Here is an 18,785-nt window from a genome sequence, read left to right as displayed (position 1 = left end):
ATGGCATCCCTCCAGCACACCAGGCGCCCCCGCGGCATCAAGGGAACCCGCGGCCGGGGCATCGCGCTGCACGCCGTCCTCATCGCCGGACTGCTGCTGTCGGCCTTCCCGTTCTACTGGGCCGTCATCATGTCGACCCACACCTCCAGCGAGATCTTCTCCTACCCGCCCAAGCTGCTGCCCGGCTCGCACTTCCTGCAGAACCTGCGCAGCCTCTTCGACAACATCGACTTCTTCGGCTCGATGCTCAACTCGCTGCTGGTGGCCTCGGCGGTGACCTTCCTGGTCCTGTTCTTCGACTCGCTGGCCGCGTTCGTCTTCGCCAAGTTCGACTTCCCGGGCCGCAGGGCGCTGTTCGTCCTGCTGATGGCGATCTTCATGGTGCCGACGCAGATGGCGATCATCCCGCAGTTCGTGATGATGGCGAAGATCGGCTGGATCGGCTCCATGACGGCGCTGATCGTGCCCGCGGCTGCCAACGCCTTCGGCATCTTCTGGATGCGCCAGTACATGAGGAGCGCCATCCACGACGAACTGCTGGACGCCTCACGGATCGACGGGGCGAACTTCCTGCGCCAGTACTGGCACGTGGCCCTCCCGGTGGTCCGGCCGGGCCTGGCCTTCCTCGGCATCTTCACCTTCATGGGCCAGTGGAACGACTACGCCTGGCCCCTGGTCGCCCTCACCAACCCCGACAACGTCACCCTCCAGGTCGCGCTGTCTCAGCTCAACGGCGTCCACGGCACCACCGACTACGGAATGGTCATGACGGGCGCGCTGCTGGCCCTCGTCCCCCTGCTGATCGTCTTCGCGATCGGCGCCAAGCAGATCATCGGCGACCTCGGCAAGGGAGCCATCCGTTGACCGACCCGCTGCTCGCGCTCCGTCCCTGGGAGGCACCCGAGGTGACCTCCTGGGGGCGGCTCGCGGCGAACGCCGTCGACCGGCGCTCCGGAGCCCTCTCCCTGGACGGCGACTGGCGCTTCCAGCTGCTGCCCGCTCCCGACGCACCGGTCGGCGGTGTGTGGTCCACGGTGTACGTCCCCGGCGCCTGGACCCTCCAGGACACGGACGACCTGCCGCAGTACACCAACGTCCGCATGCCGTTCGCCGAGTTCCCGCCCGGCTCCCCCGCAGCCAACCCGACGGGGGTCCACGAGCGCGAGGTGGACGTGCCCGCCGACTGGTCCGGGCGCCGGATGGTGCTCCAGGTCGGCGCCGCCGAGAGCGTGCTCCTCGTGCACGTCGACGGGCGGCCCGTCGGCATCTCCAAGGACTCCCACCTGGCCGCCGAGTTCGACCTCACCGGCGTCGTACGCGCCGGTGAGCGGTTCGTGCTGCGGCTGACCGTGGTGAAGTGGTCGGACGCCTCGCACATCGAGGACCAGGACCACTGGTGGCACGGGGGCATCACGCGGTCGGTGCTGCTGTACGCGACCGACCCCCTGCACCTGGCCGACGTCACCGTGCGCGCCGGGTACGACGGCGCCCTGTGCGTCGACTGCCGCGTGCGCGACGCGCGGGGCGCGCTGCCGGGCGGGTGGCACGTAAGCGCCGACCTGGACGGCCGGCCGCTCGCCCAGGACCGGGAGTTCGACCGCCTGAACGCCGAGGACGAGAGGGTCTCCGACTTCCTCGGCGAGGCCCGCATCCGGGCCACCGTGCCCGAGGTGCGCACCTGGAACGCGGAGACGCCCGAGCTGTACGACCTCACCGTCCGCCTGCACCGCCCGGACGGCACCGTCGCCGACACCTCCCGCCACCGCGTCGGCTTCCGCGACGTCGAGATCGCCGGCCGGGACCTGCTGGTCAACGGCGAGCGCGTGTTCGTCCGCGGCGTCAACCGACACGACTTCCACCCGCTGACCGGCCGCACGGTCTCCCCCGACGACCTGCGCGCGGACCTGACCCTCCTCAAGCGCTTCGGCTTCAACGCGGTCCGCACCTCGCACTACCCGGCCGACCCGGCCCTCTACGACCTCGCCGACGAACTCGGCCTCTACGTCGTCGACGAGGCGGACGTCGAGTCCCACGACCACGCCCACGAGATCGCCGACGACCCGCGCTATCTGAACGCCTTCGTGGACCGCGTCTCACGGATGGTGCTGCGGGACAGGAACCATCCCTCGGTCATCGTCTGGTCGCTGGGCAACGAGTCCGACTACGGCGCGAACCACGACGCGGCGGCGGGCTGGGTGCGCCGCCACGACCCGTCCCGGCCGATCCAGTACGAGGGCGCCGCCAAGCTGGACTGGGCTGCGACCGACGACGCCTCCGACATCGCCTGCCCCATGTACGCGCCGATCGAGGACTGCGTGGCGCACGCCCTCTCGGGCCACCAGACCAGGCCCCTCATCCAGTGCGAGTACAGCCACGCGATGGGCAACAGCAACGGCACCCTGGCGGACCATTGGGCGGCCATCGAGTCCACGCCGGGTCTTCAGGGCGGGTTCATCTGGGAGTTCTGGGACCACGGAATCCTGCAACGCGTGAGCGACGGCAGACCTGCCGGGCGCGCGGGCGCCGGGCTGTACGACAACGGTGTCACCGCACCCGGCCACCGCTGGGCCTACGGCGGCGACTTCGGCGAGACGATCCACGACGGCGCGTTCGTCGCCGACGGCGTCGTCTTCCCCGACCGCACCCCGAAGCCCGCGCTGTACGAGCACCGGGAGATCGCGGCGCCCGTACGCATCGAGTGCTACCGGCACGAGGGCATCGTGCTCGGCAACCACCAGCACTTCCGCGGCCTGGAGTGGCTGGCCGGCACCTGGGAGCTGTCCCTGGCCGACGGCCGCACGCTGACCGCACCGGCCGAACTGCCCGCGCTGCGACCGGGCGAGACGGCCGCCGTGCCGCTGCCCTTCACGGTGCCGCGCGACGGCGGCGAGGCCTGGCTGACGCTGCGGGTGACGACGGCCGAGGACCTGCCGTGGGCACCGCGCGGGACGGAGATGTGCGTGCCGCAGGTGCGGCTGCGCGGGCCCTCCGTGTCCTGGGACGTGCCGGTGGAGGGTGTCGTACGGGTCGACGACGAGGGCCTGCTGCTCCATCCCCTGCTGACCGCCGGCCCCACGCTCTGCCTGTGGCGGGCGCCCACCGACAACGACGAGCTCGGCGGCACGGCCCCGCGCTGGCGGGCGTGGGGGCTCGACGCCCTGGTCCGCAAGGCCGTCTCGGTACGACGGGACGGCGGCCGGGTCACCGTGGACGCCGAGTACGCCGGAGCGGCCGGTGTCGTACGGCACCGGCAGGTGCTCACCCCGGTCGAGGGCGGCATCCTGGTCGGCGAGGAGGCGGAGCTGCCCGAGGAGTTCGACGACGTGGCGCGGGTCGGCACGGTCTTCGAGACCGCGGCGGGCCTCGACCTGCTGGAGTGGTTCGGGCAGGGGCCCTGGGAGTCGTACCCCGACCGCGGCGCGGGCGCGCCCGTCGGCCATCACGCCCTGCCCGTCGACGCGTTGTTCACCCCCTATCTGCGCCCGCAGGAGAGCGGCGGCCGGCACGGCGTACGGCACTTCACGCTGTCCGCGCCGGACGCGACCGGGCTCGCGATCGAGCTGGACGAGCCGCGCCAGGTCTCGGTGACCCGGTTCCGCGCCGAGGACCTGACCGCCGCCGCGCACCACGACGAACTGGTGCCGCGCCCGGGGTGCGTCGTGCACCTCGACGCGGCGCACCGGGGCCTGGGCACGGCGTCCTGCGGCCCCGACACCTCCGCCGCGTACCTGATCCGCCCGGGCGTCCACCGCTGGAGCTGGACGCTGCGCGTGCTCTGAGTTTCCCTGTTCCGCTCGCCCGAAGTCCCTGACGAGTCCTCTTCTCGACGTCCCTCACGGAGCACACGTGTGTACTGCGCATGACCACAGCCAGGGTGAGGCCCCGCAGGCAGGTGCCGGACGGCGCGGCTTCCTGCGGGCCACCGCGCTGCTGGGTGCCGCCGCCACCGCCGGCGTCGCGCTGCCGGCCACCGCCCAGGCCGCCTCGGAGAACAGGCGGCGCCCCGACACGGAGAGCCGGCGCTTCACCCTCGCCGTGATGCCCGACACCCAGTACCTCTTCGACGGGCCCAGCATCGACCCCGCCCCCGTCGAGGCGTCCCTGCGGTATCTGCTCGAGCAGGGCGGCGCGTCCGCGGACAACATCGTCTTCCTGTCCCATCTCGGTGACCTCACCCAGAACGGGGCCGAGGAGGAGTTCGCCGCCATCAGCGAGGCGTTCGGGCTGCTCGACCGGCGGGGTGTCGGCTACAGCGTGCTGGCCGGCAACCACGACGTCAGGTCGTCGACGGACGACCGGCGCGGCCCGTCGCCGTACCTGGACGCGTTCGGCCCGCAGCGCTTCAAGGGCCTGCCCACGTTCGGGGGCGCCTCCCCGGATGGCTACCACACCTTCCATCTCTTCCGCGCCGCCGGGCGCGAGTGGCTGGTGCTGGCGCTGGACTGGCGGCCGTCGGCGCAGGGGTACGCCTGGGCGAAGGACGTGCTCGCGCGCCACCCGAAGACCCCGGTCATCCTCACCACGCACGAACTCGTCGTCGGGGAAGGCCAGTTGTCCGACCACGGGCAGCAGGTGTGGGACGAGCTGGTCGACGGCCACGACCAGATCTTCCTCACGCTCAACGGTCACTACTGGCCCGCAGGCCGGGCGACGCGCACCAACGCGGCCGGCAACACGGTCCACCTCCATCTCACCAACTACCAGAACCGCTACTTCGGCGGCGCGGCGATGATCCGCCTCTACCACTTCGACCTGGACCGCGACGTCATCGACGTGGAGACGGTCTCGCCGTGGATCCTCGGCCGGGCGAAGAAGGGGCTCAACGCGCTGGAGCGGCAGGAGCTGGAGCTCAGCGGCGACGCGGACCGCTTCTCCGTCGGCATCGACTTCGCGGAGCGCTTCTCCGGCTTCGACCCCGAGCCGGCCCGCCCGGCACGGCCCGCCTCCGCGGTGCTCGTGCGCGGCACGGCCGCCTACTGGCGCTTCGACTCGGCCGTCTCCGGCACCGTCCGCGACCTGTCCGGTCACGGCAACGACCTCACCGTGGTCTCCGTCGGCGGCGGCACGCTCGGCTGGTCGCCGGACCACCACCCCGACCAACCGGGCCACGGCAGCCTGGAGTTCACGGGGTACAAGTCGCCGCTGAAGGGCGCGTATCTGCGCACGGTCGACGCAGCCCCGCTCAACTCGGCGACCTTCAGGGGCGGTTACACCATCGAGGCGTTCTTCCGGCTGCCCGCCGACTGGGATCCGGCCCACCACGCCTGGGCCGGCATCCTCGGCCGCGGCGGCACGGGCGGCGACGCGGGCAAGACCGCCGACGACCCCGACGAGCCCCTGGCCACGCTGTCGCTGTCCGACGACCGCGAGCCCCAGTGGGCGATGCGCCCGCTCAACCAGGAGGGCATCGCCACCAATTGGGGCCAGGAGACACCGCTGGAGACCTGGCGGCACCTCGCCGTCGTCAACGACGGACGGCACACGATCCTCTACGTCGAGGGCTGTCCCGTCGTCCGCAATCCGAAGGCCGCCGCGATCGGCATCACCTCCACCGGCCTGCCCTGGCTGCTCGGCGGCTACATGTACGCCGACACCATCGACCAGATCCTGCACGGCCGCCTCGGCGACGTCCGGATCGTCTCGCGGGCGCTGCCCGTCGCCTCCTTCATGACCCGCTGACCCCCATGCCGAGGATCACCATGACCGAGCAGCAGCTGCCCGCCTGGGCCGACCCCGCCGTCCCTCCCGCCGAGCTCGACGCCCAGGGCATGTCGCGACGCGGACTCCTGCGCCGCGCGGGCCTGTTCGGCGCGGCGTTCGCGCTCGGCGGCGCGGCGGCCACACCCGCCCTCGCCGCCGACCGGCGCGGCCTCGGCGGCGAGGACCCGCGCCTGGCCTACCTGGTCGGCGACCACCATGTGCACTCCGTCTACAGCCATGACGCGAAGTACACCTTCTCCCAGCAGGCGCGCGCCGCCGCCAAGTACGGCCTGGACTGGATGGTGTTCAACGAGCACGCCAACTTCGGGCACGCGCAGTACGGCGCGCGGCTGGAGCACGCCGAGATCGCCAGGGCCCGCCGGGAGAACCCGCGCCAGCTCATCTTCCAGGGCCTGGAGTGGTACATCCCGGCCGCCGAGCACGGCACCGTGTTCGCCGCGCCCGGCCCGCACGAGACCGACCTGCTCACACGGTTCGAGCTCGCCTACGACGGCAAGCTGCTCGGCTACGACAAGGGCGGCGCCGCCGACGCCGACACCGCCCGCAACGAGGCGCACGCCGTCAAGGCGGTCAAGTGGCTGGCGGAGCAGCGCCGTTCGGGCTACGTCGACGACGTGCTCGTCCTCGCCAACCATCCCCTGCGCCTGGGCATCGACTCCCCGCACGAGATGCGCGACTGGCGCGACGCGGCCCCCGAGATCATGATCGGCATGGAGGGCGCGCCCGGCGCCCAGGGCTCGGCGATCCCCGGCTGGCGCGGCAACACCTCCATCCGCGGCGAGTACGAGAACAAGCCATCCGCGCAGTCCTGGCCGGGCTACCCGGCCGACGCGTACCTCACCTACGGCGGCTTCGACTGGGCGACCGCGACCGTCGGCGGCCTGTGGGACGCGATGCTGTCGGAGGGCCGCCTCTTCACGATCACCACCAACTCCGACAACCACCGCACGGTCTTCGACACCTGGAGGAACGGCGACTGGCCGGCCGGGCAGAACTTCGACAACACCGGCAGGCTGCCCGACCCGGTGAACACCGACACCCCGCAGCCGGGCAGCGACTTCTGGCCCGGCCAGTTCAGCCGCACCCACGTCGGTGTGACGCGCTACGGTCACCGCGCGGTGATGGCGGGGCTGCGCGCGGGCCGCGTCTGGCTCGACCACGGGCATCTGCTCGACGGGCTCGACGTCCGCCTGAAGCGCGAGCGCGACCACGGGCGCGGCGTCACTCTGGGCGGGCGGCTGCGCGTCCGCGGGGGCGAGAGGATCACCCTGTCCGTGACGGTGACGACGGCCTCCCGGGCCAACCCCCGGGGAATCCTGCCCCGGTTGGCGCACGTGGACGTGATCCGCGGCGCGGTGCGCGGCCCGGTGAGCGACCGGGACACCTGGCGGGCGCCCGACACCAGGGTCGTCGGCACGCAGGACGTGTCCGGCCGCCGGGGCACGTTCACCCTGCGCGTCCCGCTGACCGCGGGCGAGGAGTCCTTCTACGTCCGGCTGCGCGGCAGCGACGGCAACCGGCACGGCGCCGGCTACCTCGGTGCCTCGGTCGACCCGCACGGGCCGATTCCGCACGAGCCCGGCGACGGTGACCCGTGGGCCGATACGTGGTTCTATTCCAACCCCATCTTCGTAGACGTGACAGGTGCCTGATGAAGCGTCAGCTCGCTGCTCTGGCCGCATTGACCTCCGTCCTGGCGCTCGGCGCCCCGAGCGCCTTCGCCTCTGGGCAGCCCCACTGGGCGCCGGCCGGTACGTCGTACACCGACTCGCTGGGCGGCGGGCAGGGCCTGGCGAGCCGCGCCGACGGCTCGCTGCTGTACCGGGGTCTCGCGGACATCCCGCTGAGCCTCAGAATCAAGGGATGGAACCACGTCGGTGACCCGGACGTGGCGCGCGGCTACACCTTCGACGCCTACCAGGGCGCCGACACGGCCACGTCGAAGATGTTCGCGGTCACCACGCCGGCCGGGAGGCGCTACGAGTACGTGCACCCGCTGAACCCGGGCGAGAAGGTCAACAACTCCTTCGCGGCCGTCTCGCCGGACGGGCAGTGGCTGGTGTCGGGCGAGTGGGGCGACCAGAACCGGCTCCAGGTCTTCCCGGCCCCCCTGCTCAACCCGTCCACCCCGCAGCAGGGCGGCGAGCTGAAGGAGGCGTGGCAGATCACCCTGGACAGGCCGGTGCGCGACATCCAGGGCTGCGACTTCGTGACGGACACCCGCCTGGTGTGCGCCTCGGACGACGCGTCGGGTCAGCTCTTCCCCGTCAGCCGCCCCCTCCTCCAGGTCGACCTGCCGCACCAGCTGGACGGGCAGCCGGTCACCGGCTCGGTCACGGCGCTGTTCGGCCTGCCGCAGCAGAGCCTGTGCACGGACGGCACGTTCGAGGCGGAAGGCGTCGACTACGACGTGAACAGCGGCACGCTGCGCGCGGAGGTCGTCCCCCCGGGGGTGTGCGCCGTGGCCACGACGGTGTACGCGTACCGGCAGACGACGAGCTGACCGGGGACGACGTACGGTGGCCGCATGACAGGTGAGGAGTCGCTGCGGCCCCAGTCCCTGCTGCTGACGTTCCTGGGCGACCAGGTGCTCGGGCGGGACGTCTGCGTGTACTCGGGCAGCGTGATCGACGTGTTCGAGCGCGCCGGAGTCGGCGAGCAGGCGACCCGCTCGACCCTGACCCGGATGGTCAACCGCGGGCTGCTGCGCCGCCAGCGCGAGGGCCGCCGGATGTACTTCGGCCTGACGGAGCACGCGCGGGCCGTGCTGCGGGACGGGGAGCTGCGCATCTGGCACACCGGCGCGGTCAACCGCGACTGGGACGGCACCTGGACCCTGCTCGGCTTCTCGCTCCCCGAGTCCTGGCAGCGGCAGCGGCACGACCTGCGCTCCAAGCTCACCTGGAGCGGCTTCGGCCCGCTGTTCAGCGGTCTGTGGATCGCGCCGGGCGAGGTCGACGTGGCGGAGCTCGTCGCCGAGCTCGGCCTGTCCGCCCACGTGAAGGTCTTCCGCGCGCACGCCGACGTCGGCATGGACATCGGCGCGATGATCGAGGAGACTTGGCAGCTGCCCGAACTGGCCGCGCGCTACGAGGAGTTCACGCAACGCTGGCAGGGCCGGGAGAGCCCGCGGCCGCAGCCCGAGGACGCCCTCGTACTGCGGCTGCGGCTGCACACCGAGTGGCTGCGGATCATCCGCGGCGACCCGCGCCTGCCGGTCAAGCACCTGCCGGACGACTGGCCGGCGGAGCGGGCCGAGAAGACGTTCCGGACGGTGCACGACCGGCTCACCCCGCTCGCGCGCGAGGCCGCGCGGCGCCTTCTCGACCTGGTGCCGGTCCGCTCCGATCAGGCGTAGAAGCGCGACAGGCTCTGCAGCACGGCGGCCGGCTTGGTGCCGCCCTCGATCTCGATCGTGCCGTCCACGGTGATCTGCACCCCGCCCGGCACGTCCTCGACCGCGGCGAGCCTGCCGGTCAGCCGGATGCGGGAGCCGGCCTTCACCGGTGCGGGGAAACGGACCCTGTTCAGGCCGTAGTTGACCTTCGTCGTCACGCCCTGGACGTCGAGCAGTTCGGTGAACAGGGGGATGAACAGGGAGAGGGTCAGACAGCCGTGCGCGATGGGCGCGCCGAAGGGGCCCTCCTTCGCCCGCTCGGGGTCCACGTGGATCCACTGGTGGTCGCCGGTGGCGTCGGCGAAGGTGTCGATGCGCCGCTGGGTGACCTCGATCCACTCGCTGGTGCCGAGGTCGCTGCCGGCGAGCTTCTTCAGCTCGTCGATGCCGTTGACGGTGACGCTCATGAGCAGCCTTGTTCCTTACGGGAGTCGGGGAGTGCCGTAGCGCTTGCGCACCCGGGACTTCAGGAGCTTTCCGGAGGCGGTGCGCGGGAGTTCGTCCGCGAGCGCCACCGATTTGGGGATCTTGTACTTGGCGAGGCGGCCGGACAGGGAGGCCAGCACCTCGTCGGGGTCGAGCTCGGCGCCCTCGCGCGCGACGACGACCGCGCGCGGCACCTCGCCCCATGTGTCGTCCGGCACGCCGATGACCGCGCACTCGACGATGTCCGGGTGGGCGAGGAGCAGGTCCTCGATCTCGGCGGGGTAGATGTTTTCGCCGCCGGAGATGATCATGTCCTTGATGCGGTCGACGATGCGGACGTAGCCGTCCTCGTCGACCTGGGCCGCGTCCCCGCTGCGGAACCAGCCGTCGGTGAAGGTGCGGGCCGTCTCCTCGGGCAGCCCCCAGTAGCCGGGCATGACGTGCGGGCCGCGGACCACCACCTCGCCGGTCTCGCCGGCGCCGACCGGGGTGAAGTCCGGCCGGACGACGCGGACATCGCTGAAGAAGTGCGGGACGCCGGCCGAACCCGCCTTGCTCACCGCGTGCTCGGCGTCCAGGAAGAGCGTGCCGGGGGACGCCTCGGTCATGCCGTAGCCCTGGAGGAAGGTCAGGCCCCGTTCCTGGTAGGCGGCGATCAGCGGGGTGGACACCGGGGAGCCGCCGCAGGTGAGGATGCGCAGGCTGGACAGGTCCGCGTCCGGCCAGCGCGGGTGCCGGGCCACCTGCTCGAACATGGTCGGCACCCCGAACATGAAGGTGATCCGGTGCCGTTCGATCAGGTCGAAGGTCGCCTCGGGGTCGAAGGCCTCCACCAGGACGCAGGTGCCGCCCTTGAGCAGCACCGGCAGCGTCAGCATGTTCAGGCCGGCCGTGTGGAACAACGGCGCGCTGACCAGGGCGCGTTCGTCGGCGATCAGGTCGGTGTCGACGAGGACGTTCAGCGCGTTCCAGGTGAGGTTGCCGTGGGTGAGCATCGCGCCCTTGGCGCGGCCGGTGGTCCCCGAGGTGTACATGATGATGCAGGTGTCGTCGGGTGCGACCGGTTCGTCGATCGGCTCGTCCGCCGCCCTGGCCGTCAACTCCTCGTACTCAGGGCCGACCTCGACGTAGGTCCGCACGTCGGTGTCGCCCGGCAGCCCGGCGACGAGGCCGGTGTGCGCGGGGCCGTGGACGAGGGCCTTCGCCCCGGAGTCGGCGAGCTGGAAGGCGATCTCCGGACCCGCGAGACGGGTGTTGAGCGGGACGAAGACCGCGCCGAGCGTGCCCGCCGCGAACAGGGTCTCCAGGTACGAGGGGTGGTTGGGGCCGAGGTAGGCGATGCGGTCGCCGCGCCGGATGCCGCGGGCGCGCAGCGCGTGGGCGAGGCGGGTGGTGCGGTCGTACAGCCGCGCGTACGTGAGCGAGGTGCCGCCGTGGATCAGGGCGGTGCGGTGCGGGGTCTTGCGGGCCCGGCGTGCGGGCCACGACCCCAGTCCCTCATTGCGCATCTACGGCCCCTTACGGCTTGGCCAGCCCGAGCAGGCGGGCGGCGTTCTCCTTGAGGATCTTCGGCCTGACCTCGTCCTTGATCGGCAGTTGCTCGAAGTCCTTGAGCCAGCGGTCGGGGGTGAGGACGGGGAAGTCGGAGCCGAAGAGGACCTTGTCCTTGAGCAGCGTGTTGGCGTACTGCACGAGCTGCGGCGGGAAGTACTTCGGCGACCAGCCGGACAGGTCGATGTGCACGCCCGGCTTGTGAGTGGCGACGGCGAGCGCCTCGTCCTGCCAGGGGAAGGACGGATGCGCCAGGATGATCTTCAGGTGCGGGAAGTCGGCGGCCACGTCGTCGACATGGAGCGGGTTGGAGTACTTGAGGCGGATGCCGCCCCCGCCGGGGACGCCGGCGCCGATGCCGGTCTGGCCCGTGTGGAAGAGGGCGATCGTGCCGGTCTCCTCGATCACCTCGTAGAGGCCGTACGCCACCGCGCGGTCGTCGGGGAAGAAGCCCTGGATGCTGGGGTGGAACTTGAAGCCCTTGACCCCGTACTCCTCGACCAGGCGGCGGGCCTGCCGCACGCCCGCCTTGCCGCGGAAGGGGTCGATGGAGGCGAAGGGGACAAGGACGTCGGAGTTGGCGGCGGCCGCCTCGGCGACCTCCTCGTTCGGGACGGGCGCGGTGCCGGTCGCGGACTCGGCGTCCACCGTGAAGATCACGGCGGCCATCTTCCGCTCGCGGTAGTACGCGGCGGTCTCCTCCAGGGTCGGCTTCCGCTTGCCCTCGACCTTGAAGTAGGCGGAGGAGGCGTCGTGCAGGTCGTCGTCCAGGGAGGAGTGGCCCTTGGAGGAGACCTCCGCGTGGGTGTGGACGTCGATCGCCACCAGGTCCTGGATGTCCATCACGCCACCGGGAGCTTGGGCGCGGGGATGCCGACCGTCTGGAGCTCGGCGCCCACGGACGTCGGGAAGGCGTCGGCCAGGGCGTCCGGAGTCCAGCCGCCGTCGGCGTACGCCGCCTTGACCTCCTGCGGATGGGACCAGAGTGCCACCTTGTCGCCGCCGATGCCGATGGCCTGGCCGGTGATGCCCCGGGCGGCCTCGGAGGCGAGGAAGGGAACCAGGGCCGCGCAGTCCTCGGGCGTGCCGAAGCCCTCGCCCTTGCGCAGGAAGTCCGGGAAGGGCTGCCCGTTCTTCAGTGCCTCGACGTACGGCGCGAAGGCGGGGATCGTCTCGGTCATCGCGGTCGCCGCGACCGGCACGATCGCGTTGACGGTGATGTTCGCGCGGCCCAGCTCCATCGACCAGGTACGGGCCATGGCGGCGATGCCTGCCTTGGCGGCGGCGTAGTTGGTCTGCCCGAAGTTGCCGCGCTGGCCGGCCGGGGAGCCGACCAGGATCAGCGTGCCGCCCTCGCCCTGCTCGCGCATACGGACGGCGGCGGCCCGGGCGCAGGTGAAGGTGCCCTTGAGGTGGGTGGTGATCACCGCGTCGAAGTCCTCGTCCGACATCTTCCACAGCACCTTGTCGCGCAGGATGCCGGCGTTGGTGACCAGGACGTCGAGCCGCCCGAACGCCTCGACGGCACGGGCCACCAGCCGGTCGGCGGCCTCGCTCGTGCCGACCGGGACCACCTCGGCCACGGCGCTGCCGCCCGCCTCGGTGATGGACTTCACGGCCGCCTCGGCCACGGCCTCGTCGACGTCGTTGACGACCACGGACGCGCCGTGGGCGGCCAGGGCGTGCGCGTAGGCGAGGCCGAGGCCCCGGCCGCTGCCGGTGACGACGGCGGCCTTGCCGGTGAGATCGATGCTGGGCACGGGTGGGTCCCTTCACTTCGACGTGCGGGTGCGGGGTGCGACTGCGAGATCGAAGCTAAGAGCAATAATTGTTGACGTCAATAGTTGTTGGCGACCCATGGGTGCGGCATGCTGGAATCTCGACCACGCACCGAGCCCAGGGAGCCCGCCATCACACGCCAGCACGCCGCCCCGCAGCCCATCGACGCGGACGAGCCGTGGATGCGCGGGCTCCACGCGGACACGGGCTACCTCCTGTACCGCCTGGGCCTGCGCTCCGGCCAGCTGTTCAACACGTTCCTCCAGGAGTCCGGACTGCGCCTGCGCCACTACGCGGTGCTGCGCTTCCTGGCCACCTCCGAGGGCGCGCTGCAGCGCGAGCTGAGCGCCCGGCTCGGGTACGACCCGAGCGCGATCGTCGGCCTGGTCGACGACCTGGAGAAGCTGGGCTTCGCCGAGCGCCGCCCCTCCCCCGACGACCGCCGCAGCCGCATCGTCGTCCTCACCGACGAGGGCCGCGCCTTCCTGCGCGACACCGACGAGGCGGGCCTGCGCGTGACGAACGACCTGCTCGGCCCGCTGGAGCCGGCCGAGCGTGCGGCGCTGCACGCGCTGCTGCTGCGCATCGCGGAGGACGGTCTGGCCTGAGGCCGCTGTCCCCGGCCCGCCGTCCCCGCCCGTCCCTGCCCCCTACGACCCGGCCCGCCGGAAGGACGCCCGCCCATGAACGCCCCCACCGCGCCCGATCGGTTGCTGGCCGTGCTCGCCGCCTTCGACCACGAGCATCCGGCGCTGTCCCTGACGGACATCAGCCGGCGGGCCGGGCTGAGCCTCACCACCGCGCACCGGCTGGTGGGGGCGCTCACCGACTGGGGCGCCCTGGAGCGGGACGAGTCGGGCGTCTACCACGTCGGGCTGCGGCTGTGGGAGATCGCGGCGCTCGCCCCGCGCGGACTCGCGCTGCGCCAGCTCGCCCTGCCGTACCTGGAGGACCTGTACGAGGCGACCCACGAGAACGTGCAGCTCGCGGTGCAGGACGGCGCCGAGGTCGTCTACACCGAGTGGATCTCGGGGCGTTCCGCGGTCGGGGTGCACATCCGCGTCGGCGCCCGCTGGCCGCTGCACGCCACCGGGGTCGGGCTCGTCCTGCTGGCGCACGGCGATCCGGACTTCCAGGAGCAGTACTGCGCGGGCACGCTCGCCTCCTTCACGCCGTACACCATCACCGACCCGGCGCGGCTGCGCCGGGTGCTGGCCGAGGTGCGGCACACCGGGGTCGCCGTGAGCAGTCGTCAGGTGACCGACGACGCCCTGTCGGTGGCGGCCCCGGTGCGCGGCCGCGGCGGGGCGGTGGTCGCCGCGGTGTCGGTGGTGGTGCCGCAGGCGGACGCACAGGTGCCGGTGCTGGCGCCCGCCGTACGGCTCGCGGCGCTGGGCATCTCCCGGGCGATGGGGTGGCGCCCGGCGAAGGAGCCGTGAGGCACGCTCGTCGGTCGCCGCTCGGCAGTTGCCGCCCGGCGGTGGTAGCCCAGCGGCCGCCGCCCAACAGTTGCCACTCGGCAGTTGCCGCCCTGCAGTCGCCGCTCGGCAGACGGCACCCAGCGGTCGCCACCCGGCAGACGCCACCCAGCAGTCGCCGCTCCGCGGTCGCCGCTCAGCAGGTGCCGCTCGGCAGACGCAGCTCAGCAATTGCCGCTCGGCGGTCGCCGCTCAGCAGACGCCACCCAGCAGTCGCCGCTCCGCGGTCGCCGATGAGCAGTTGCCGCTCGGCGGTTGTAGCCCAACCGCAGCCTCCCGGCAGACGCCACCCAGCACTTGCCGCTCCGCGGTCGCCGCTGAGGGTCACCGCTCGGCAGACGCAGCTCAGCAATTGCCGCCCGGCGGTTGTAGCCCAGCGGCCGCCGCCCAACAGTTGCTGCTCGGCAGTCGGCGCCCAACAGTTGCCGCCCAGCCGTCGCCGCTCGGCAGACGCCACCCAGTAGCCGTCGCTGAGCAGTTGCCGCTCGGCCATCGTGCCTCGGCGGCTGCGCCTCAGCAGTTGCCGCTCATCGGCCTGTTCGTGAAGCGGTCGCCGAGCCAGTTCACCGCGTCCGTGATCGACTGCGGATCGCCGGTGAGGTGGTCGCCCGCGTACGACACCCACCGGGTGTCGATCCCCGCGTCGCAGTACGCCCGCCGCGTGCTCCGGGCGGTCCCGGCCGGGATCACCTCGTCGAGCAGACCGCGGTACTGCAGCACCGGGAAACCGATCTCGTAGCGCGCCCCCGAGCCCGAAGTGCCCACGCCCACACCGAGTTTGTCGGTGTCGACGACCTCGCCCCAGCTGGTGCCGTCGGGTCCGCGCAGGGCGAAGAGCTGGTCCAGGGTGAGCCTGTCCCCGGTGTAGTTCGCGACGTGGGCGCCCGCGAAGCGCACGACCGTGCCGACCGCGCACAGCGACTCGGCGTCCTTGACCGCCTTGCGGCCGGCGTCGTTCAGCAGCGAGCCGAAGGGCATGTCCGGGTGGGTGACCGCCATGCCGATCACCGCGTCGACGAGGAACCCGGCGAACGGCCCGCCGTCGAGGGAGGTGCCGACCTGTCGCAGATCGCCGGGCACCCCGCCGGAGGCGACCCCCACCACCTTGAGCTCGGGCGCGTACGACGCGGCGAGCTGCGCGCCCCACAGACTTCCCGAGCCGCCTTCGGAGTAGCCCCAGATCCCCACCCTGGTGTCCGGACCGACCCCGCTGCCCGGCAGCTTCGACGCGGCCCGCACCATGTCCAGGACCGCGTGCCCGGCGTCGGCGCCGGAGACGTAGGGATGTACCTGGCCGTCGAGGTAGCCGGCGCCGTCGGTCGCCGCGACCGCGAAGCCCGCCTTGAGCAGGGCGGCGAGGTTCGGTCCCTCGTAGGCGTCCTGGTACGCGCCGGTGAGCTGTTTGGAGAAGGCGCACTGCGGGCCGATGCCGAGGGTGCCGGGCACGAAGGCGACCAGTGGCCGCTCGGCCGCCCCCTGCCACGCCGCGCGGGGCACGATCACCGTGCCGGCGACGGTGTCCTTCCTGCCCTGGCCGTCGGTGGAGCCGTACTGCACCTTCCAGGCGCTGACCTGCTTACCACTGCCGATCATCGGCAGGGAGTCGACCGTCCGGCAGGCGACGACCTCGCCCGGCGCGGCCTCGGGACTCTCCGGGGGCCGGTAGATCGCGGCGTCGGAGTCGGCGCACGACCCGCTCGTGCCGGCCGTCGCGGTCACGGCCGGGACGGCGAGCAGCCCGCCCAGCAGCACTCCGGCCGCGATCAGTGCGGCTCTTCGGTGGTGCGGCGTCTTCCTCGCGCTGTGCTTCATCACCTCGGAGCGTCCCTTCTGCGTGGTGACAGGAACCGCGAGGTTACGGATGCGTGGGAAAGCGCTGATAGTTCAAGGCCGACAAATCAGGGGGTGTTCGCTGCGCGCCACTGACTAGCCCCGGATATCCCTCTCACCGGCGAGGCCCGCCCGCGCGGCCGTCGTGATACTGGAGCTGCCCTTGCCCCGAGGAGCCGCCCATGTCCCCGCAGTCCTGGTTCGCGCGGGCCGCCGCCCGCCTGCGCACGGCCAATCCCCACGTCGTCGACACCGCACTCGCCGCACTCGTGCTGTTCGCGGTCTCCCTGCAGTGGATCTTCCCCGACGAGGGCGACGACCCCTTGAGCCCGCTGGGCTGGCTGCTGGGGGCCGCCACCGCCGTGCCACTGGTGTGGCGGCGGCGTCATCCCTTCGCCACGGCGTGGGTCGTCTCGGCCGCGACACCGGCGATGGCCGTCCATCACGCGCCCCCGCCGGACGTGGTCTGGGGCGGCCTGGTCGTCCTGTACACCCTGGCGGCCCGCTCCCCCGTCTGGCAGCGGCGGCTGATGCTGGCGGGCTGGCTCGCCGGCACCACCCTGACCATGCAGCACAAGGAGCACGCTCTCCCCTTCGAGTACGCCTTCCACCTGCTGACCGTCCTGTGCGCGTACGGTCTCGGGACGCTCGCCCGGGTCCAGCGTGCCTACACCACCGCCGTGGAGGACCGGGCCCGGCGACTGGAACGCGAGCGGGCCGCCGACACCGCGCGGGCCCTCGCCCAGGAACGCGCCCGTATCGCACGGGACATGCACGACGTCCTCGCCCACGCGGTGAGCCTCATGGTGGTGCAGGCGGAGGCCGGACCGGTGGTGGTGCGCAGCGATCCGGACCGTGCGGAGGCCTCGTTCGAGGCGATCGCCGCGGCCGGGCGGGACGCCATGGCGCAGCTGCGGCGCATCCTCGGCGTCCTCAAGGAGGAGCAGAGAAGCGGCACTTCGCCGCAGCCCTGCGTCGCCGGCCTGCCGGGCCTGGTCCGCCGGGTCGCCGAATCGACCGGTCTGGACGTCGAGTTGCGCACCAGGGGCGAGCCGTACGCCATGCCGCCGGACGCCGAGGTCGCCGCCTACCGGGTGACGCAGGAGGCCCTGACCAACACGGTCAAGCACGCGTACGCTTCCCGCGCGACCGTCGAACTCGACTGGGCGGAGGACCACTTGATCCTGACCGTGACGGACGACGGGCGGGGACCCACCACACCGGGCGGCGGGCACGGCCTGATCGGCATCCGGGAACGGGCCACCGCGTGCGGCGGCAGCGCCGAGACCGGGCCCGGGCCGGACGGCGGCTTCCGCGTCGTCGTGCGCCTGCCCGCCACCGCCGGCCGGCAGGCGGCCCTGGGGTGAGCATCCGGGTGGTGGTCGCCGACGACCAGGAACTGGTCCGCAGCGGCTTCAGCATGATCCTGGAGGCGCAGCGGGACATCGAGGTGGTCGCCGAGGCCGGCGACGGCACCGAGGCGGTCGCGGCGGTGCAGCGGCACGCGCCGGACGTGCTGCTCCTCGACATCCGTATGCCGGTGATGGACGGCCTGGAGGCGGCGCGCCGGGTGTGCGCGCAGTCCGCCTGCAAGGTGGTCATGCTGACCACGTTCGACCTGGACGAGTACGTCTACGAGGCGCTCCATGCGGGCGCCAGCGGCTTCCTGCTCAAGGACGTGCGCCGCGACGACCTGGTGCACGCCGTGCGCGTCGTGGCGGCCGGCGACTCGCTGCTCGCGCCGACGGTGACCCGGCGGCTGGTCGCGGACATCGTGCGGCGCCGCCGGGAGGAGGCCGCCACCGGGGTGCCCCCGCAGCGGCTGGACGCGCTGACCGCCCGCGAGGTGGAGACCCTGCGCATGCTGGCCCGCGGCCTGTCCAACGCCGAGATCGCCACGACCCTGTTCGTCAGCGAGCACACCGTGAAGACCCATGTCAGCAACGTGCTGAGCAAGCTCGGCCTGCGCGACCGCGTGCAGGCGGTGATCTGCGCGTACGAGACGGGGCTGGTTCAGCCGGGCTCCGCCTAGGGCGTGCCGAGCTCCTCGAAGAGGGTGAGCTGCAGTGCGCCCGGCGCCTCCAGCCGGGAGTTGAGCGAGTTCCACGGGGTCCGCGTCGGCTCCGCGATCACCTCGGCGCCCGCGGCGGCCAGCCTCGCCGTGGCGGCGGCCGAGTCGCCGACCTCGAAGGCGACCCGGATGTGCCCGGCCACACGGTGCCCCACCTCGACGTCGTCGATGAAGGCGGCGTGGCCCGGGTCGGTCAGCTCCAGCGTGGCGCGGCCCGCCTCGAGGAGGGTGACCCGTCCGTCGGGCGAGGAGTACGCGGCGCGCTCGGGCAGGCCCAGCACGTCGCGGTAGAAGCGCAGGGCCTCGTCGTAGTCGTCGGCCGTGACCACCAGGCGCAGTTCACGGACGGCCGGTGCGTCGGACATACGGGCTCCTCGGGATGCGCGGGTACGTGGCTGCGTCAACGGCGCCGGGGGTCCGCACGATTCCCCCGTTCTCCCCCTCAGGAGGGAGAAGGGCCGCGGTCTCCCTCGTACGGCCCAGGTCGTGAAACCGCTCCCTCCGGCGATCCGGGACCACCCCCGCCCGGACG

Annotated in this window: 16 protein-coding genes; 10 read left to right on the top strand and 6 right to left on the bottom strand. The window is 72.4% G+C overall.

Annotated features, from left to right (window positions below; all coding sequences use genetic code 11):
• From ACFU97_RS26830 to ACFU97_RS26805, 6 genes are all read left to right on the top strand, one after another.
• Positions 1–864 (top strand): carbohydrate ABC transporter permease, encoded by an 864-nt coding sequence (locus tag ACFU97_RS26830; RefSeq protein ID WP_384261205.1) that lies wholly within the window; start codon positions 1–3, stop codon positions 862–864.
• Entirely contained in the window at positions 861–3,779 is a 2,919-nt protein-coding gene (locus ACFU97_RS26825) for a glycoside hydrolase family 2 TIM barrel-domain containing protein (protein ID WP_384261202.1), read from the top strand. The genes ACFU97_RS26830 and ACFU97_RS26825 overlap by 4 nt, the downstream gene beginning before the upstream one ends.
• Positions 3,780–3,846: 67 nt before the next feature.
• On the top strand, positions 3,847–5,679 hold the full coding sequence (locus tag ACFU97_RS26820) for a LamG-like jellyroll fold domain-containing protein (RefSeq protein ID WP_384261201.1): 1,833 nt from the start codon (positions 3,847–3,849) through the stop codon (positions 5,677–5,679).
• 20 nt (positions 5,680–5,699) lie between these two features.
• On the top strand, positions 5,700–7,373 hold the full coding sequence (locus ACFU97_RS26815) for a histidinol-phosphatase (protein ID WP_384261198.1): 1,674 nt from the start codon (positions 5,700–5,702) through the stop codon (positions 7,371–7,373).
• Positions 7,373–8,224, top strand: coding sequence for a hypothetical protein (locus ACFU97_RS26810; protein ID WP_384261196.1), 852 nt, complete (start codon positions 7,373–7,375; stop codon positions 8,222–8,224). Before ACFU97_RS26815 ends, ACFU97_RS26810 begins: the two co-directional genes overlap by 1 nt.
• A 24-nt stretch (positions 8,225–8,248) precedes the next feature.
• Positions 8,249–9,079, top strand: a complete 831-nt coding sequence (locus tag ACFU97_RS26805) for a PaaX family transcriptional regulator C-terminal domain-containing protein (RefSeq protein ID WP_384261194.1) — start codon at positions 8,249–8,251, stop codon at positions 9,077–9,079.
• On the opposite strand, the gene ACFU97_RS26800 is transcribed toward ACFU97_RS26805, so the two are convergent.
• Genes ACFU97_RS26800 through ACFU97_RS26785 form a run of 4 tightly spaced genes read right to left on the bottom strand, consistent with a single transcriptional unit; the run spans position 9,070 to position 12,855 of the window.
• Positions 9,070–9,525, bottom strand: coding sequence for a MaoC family dehydratase (locus tag ACFU97_RS26800; protein ID WP_384261192.1), 456 nt, complete (start codon positions 9,523–9,525; stop codon positions 9,070–9,072). The genes ACFU97_RS26805 and ACFU97_RS26800 overlap by 10 nt on opposite strands.
• 15 nt (positions 9,526–9,540) lie before the next feature.
• Positions 9,541–11,052, bottom strand: a complete 1,512-nt coding sequence (locus tag ACFU97_RS26795) for a long-chain fatty acid--CoA ligase (protein ID WP_384261190.1) — start codon at positions 11,050–11,052, stop codon at positions 9,541–9,543.
• 10 nt (positions 11,053–11,062) lie between these two features.
• On the bottom strand, positions 11,063–11,938 hold the full coding sequence (locus tag ACFU97_RS26790) for an amidohydrolase family protein (RefSeq protein ID WP_384261187.1): 876 nt from the start codon (positions 11,936–11,938) through the stop codon (positions 11,063–11,065).
• Positions 11,938–12,855 carry an SDR family NAD(P)-dependent oxidoreductase gene (locus ACFU97_RS26785; protein ID WP_384261185.1) on the bottom strand — a complete coding sequence of 306 codons (918 nt, stop codon included), beginning with the start codon at positions 12,853–12,855 and terminating at the stop codon, positions 11,938–11,940. Before ACFU97_RS26785 ends, ACFU97_RS26790 begins: the two co-directional genes overlap by 1 nt.
• A 201-nt stretch (positions 12,856–13,056) precedes the next feature.
• Between ACFU97_RS26785 and ACFU97_RS26780 the strand changes: the two genes are divergently transcribed.
• Together ACFU97_RS26780 and ACFU97_RS26775 are read left to right on the top strand one after the other, a co-directional pair.
• Positions 13,057–13,482 carry a MarR family winged helix-turn-helix transcriptional regulator gene (locus ACFU97_RS26780; RefSeq protein ID WP_384261330.1) on the top strand — a complete coding sequence of 142 codons (426 nt, stop codon included), beginning with the start codon at positions 13,057–13,059 and terminating at the stop codon, positions 13,480–13,482.
• A 75-nt stretch (positions 13,483–13,557) separates the two neighbouring features.
• On the top strand, positions 13,558–14,313 hold the full coding sequence (locus tag ACFU97_RS26775; RefSeq protein ID WP_384261183.1) for an IclR family transcriptional regulator: 756 nt from the start codon (positions 13,558–13,560) through the stop codon (positions 14,311–14,313).
• A 552-nt stretch (positions 14,314–14,865) separates the two neighbouring features.
• Here the strand turns inward: ACFU97_RS26775 and ACFU97_RS26770 are convergent.
• Positions 14,866–16,164 (bottom strand): lipase family protein, encoded by a 1,299-nt coding sequence (locus ACFU97_RS26770; protein WP_384261181.1) that lies wholly within the window; start codon positions 16,162–16,164, stop codon positions 14,866–14,868.
• A 200-nt stretch (positions 16,165–16,364) separates the two neighbouring features.
• Between ACFU97_RS26770 and ACFU97_RS26765 the strand changes: the two genes are divergently transcribed.
• Both ACFU97_RS26765 and ACFU97_RS26760 read left to right on the top strand, forming a co-directional pair.
• A complete protein-coding gene (locus ACFU97_RS26765; protein ID WP_384261178.1) occupies positions 16,365–17,549 on the top strand; it encodes a sensor histidine kinase in 1,185 nt (394 codons plus the stop codon).
• Positions 17,546–18,214, top strand: coding sequence for a response regulator (locus ACFU97_RS26760; RefSeq protein WP_384261176.1), 669 nt, complete (start codon positions 17,546–17,548; stop codon positions 18,212–18,214). Before ACFU97_RS26765 ends, ACFU97_RS26760 begins: the two co-directional genes overlap by 4 nt.
• Here ACFU97_RS26760 and ACFU97_RS26755 read toward each other — a convergent pair.
• The gene (locus ACFU97_RS26755; RefSeq protein WP_384261174.1) at positions 18,211–18,618 is read right to left on the bottom strand and encodes a VOC family protein; all 408 of its coding nucleotides are present in this window, start codon (positions 18,616–18,618) and stop codon (positions 18,211–18,213) included. The two genes, ACFU97_RS26760 and ACFU97_RS26755, sit on opposite strands and share 4 nt — an antisense overlap.
• Positions 18,619–18,785: the final 167 nt, after the last annotated feature.

The sequence above is a fragment of the Streptomyces sp. NPDC057616 genome, from assembly GCF_042800575.1.
Lineage (GTDB): Bacteria > Actinomycetota > Actinomycetes > Streptomycetales > Streptomycetaceae > Streptomyces.
This window is presented reverse-complemented; position numbering and strand designations above follow the sequence as displayed.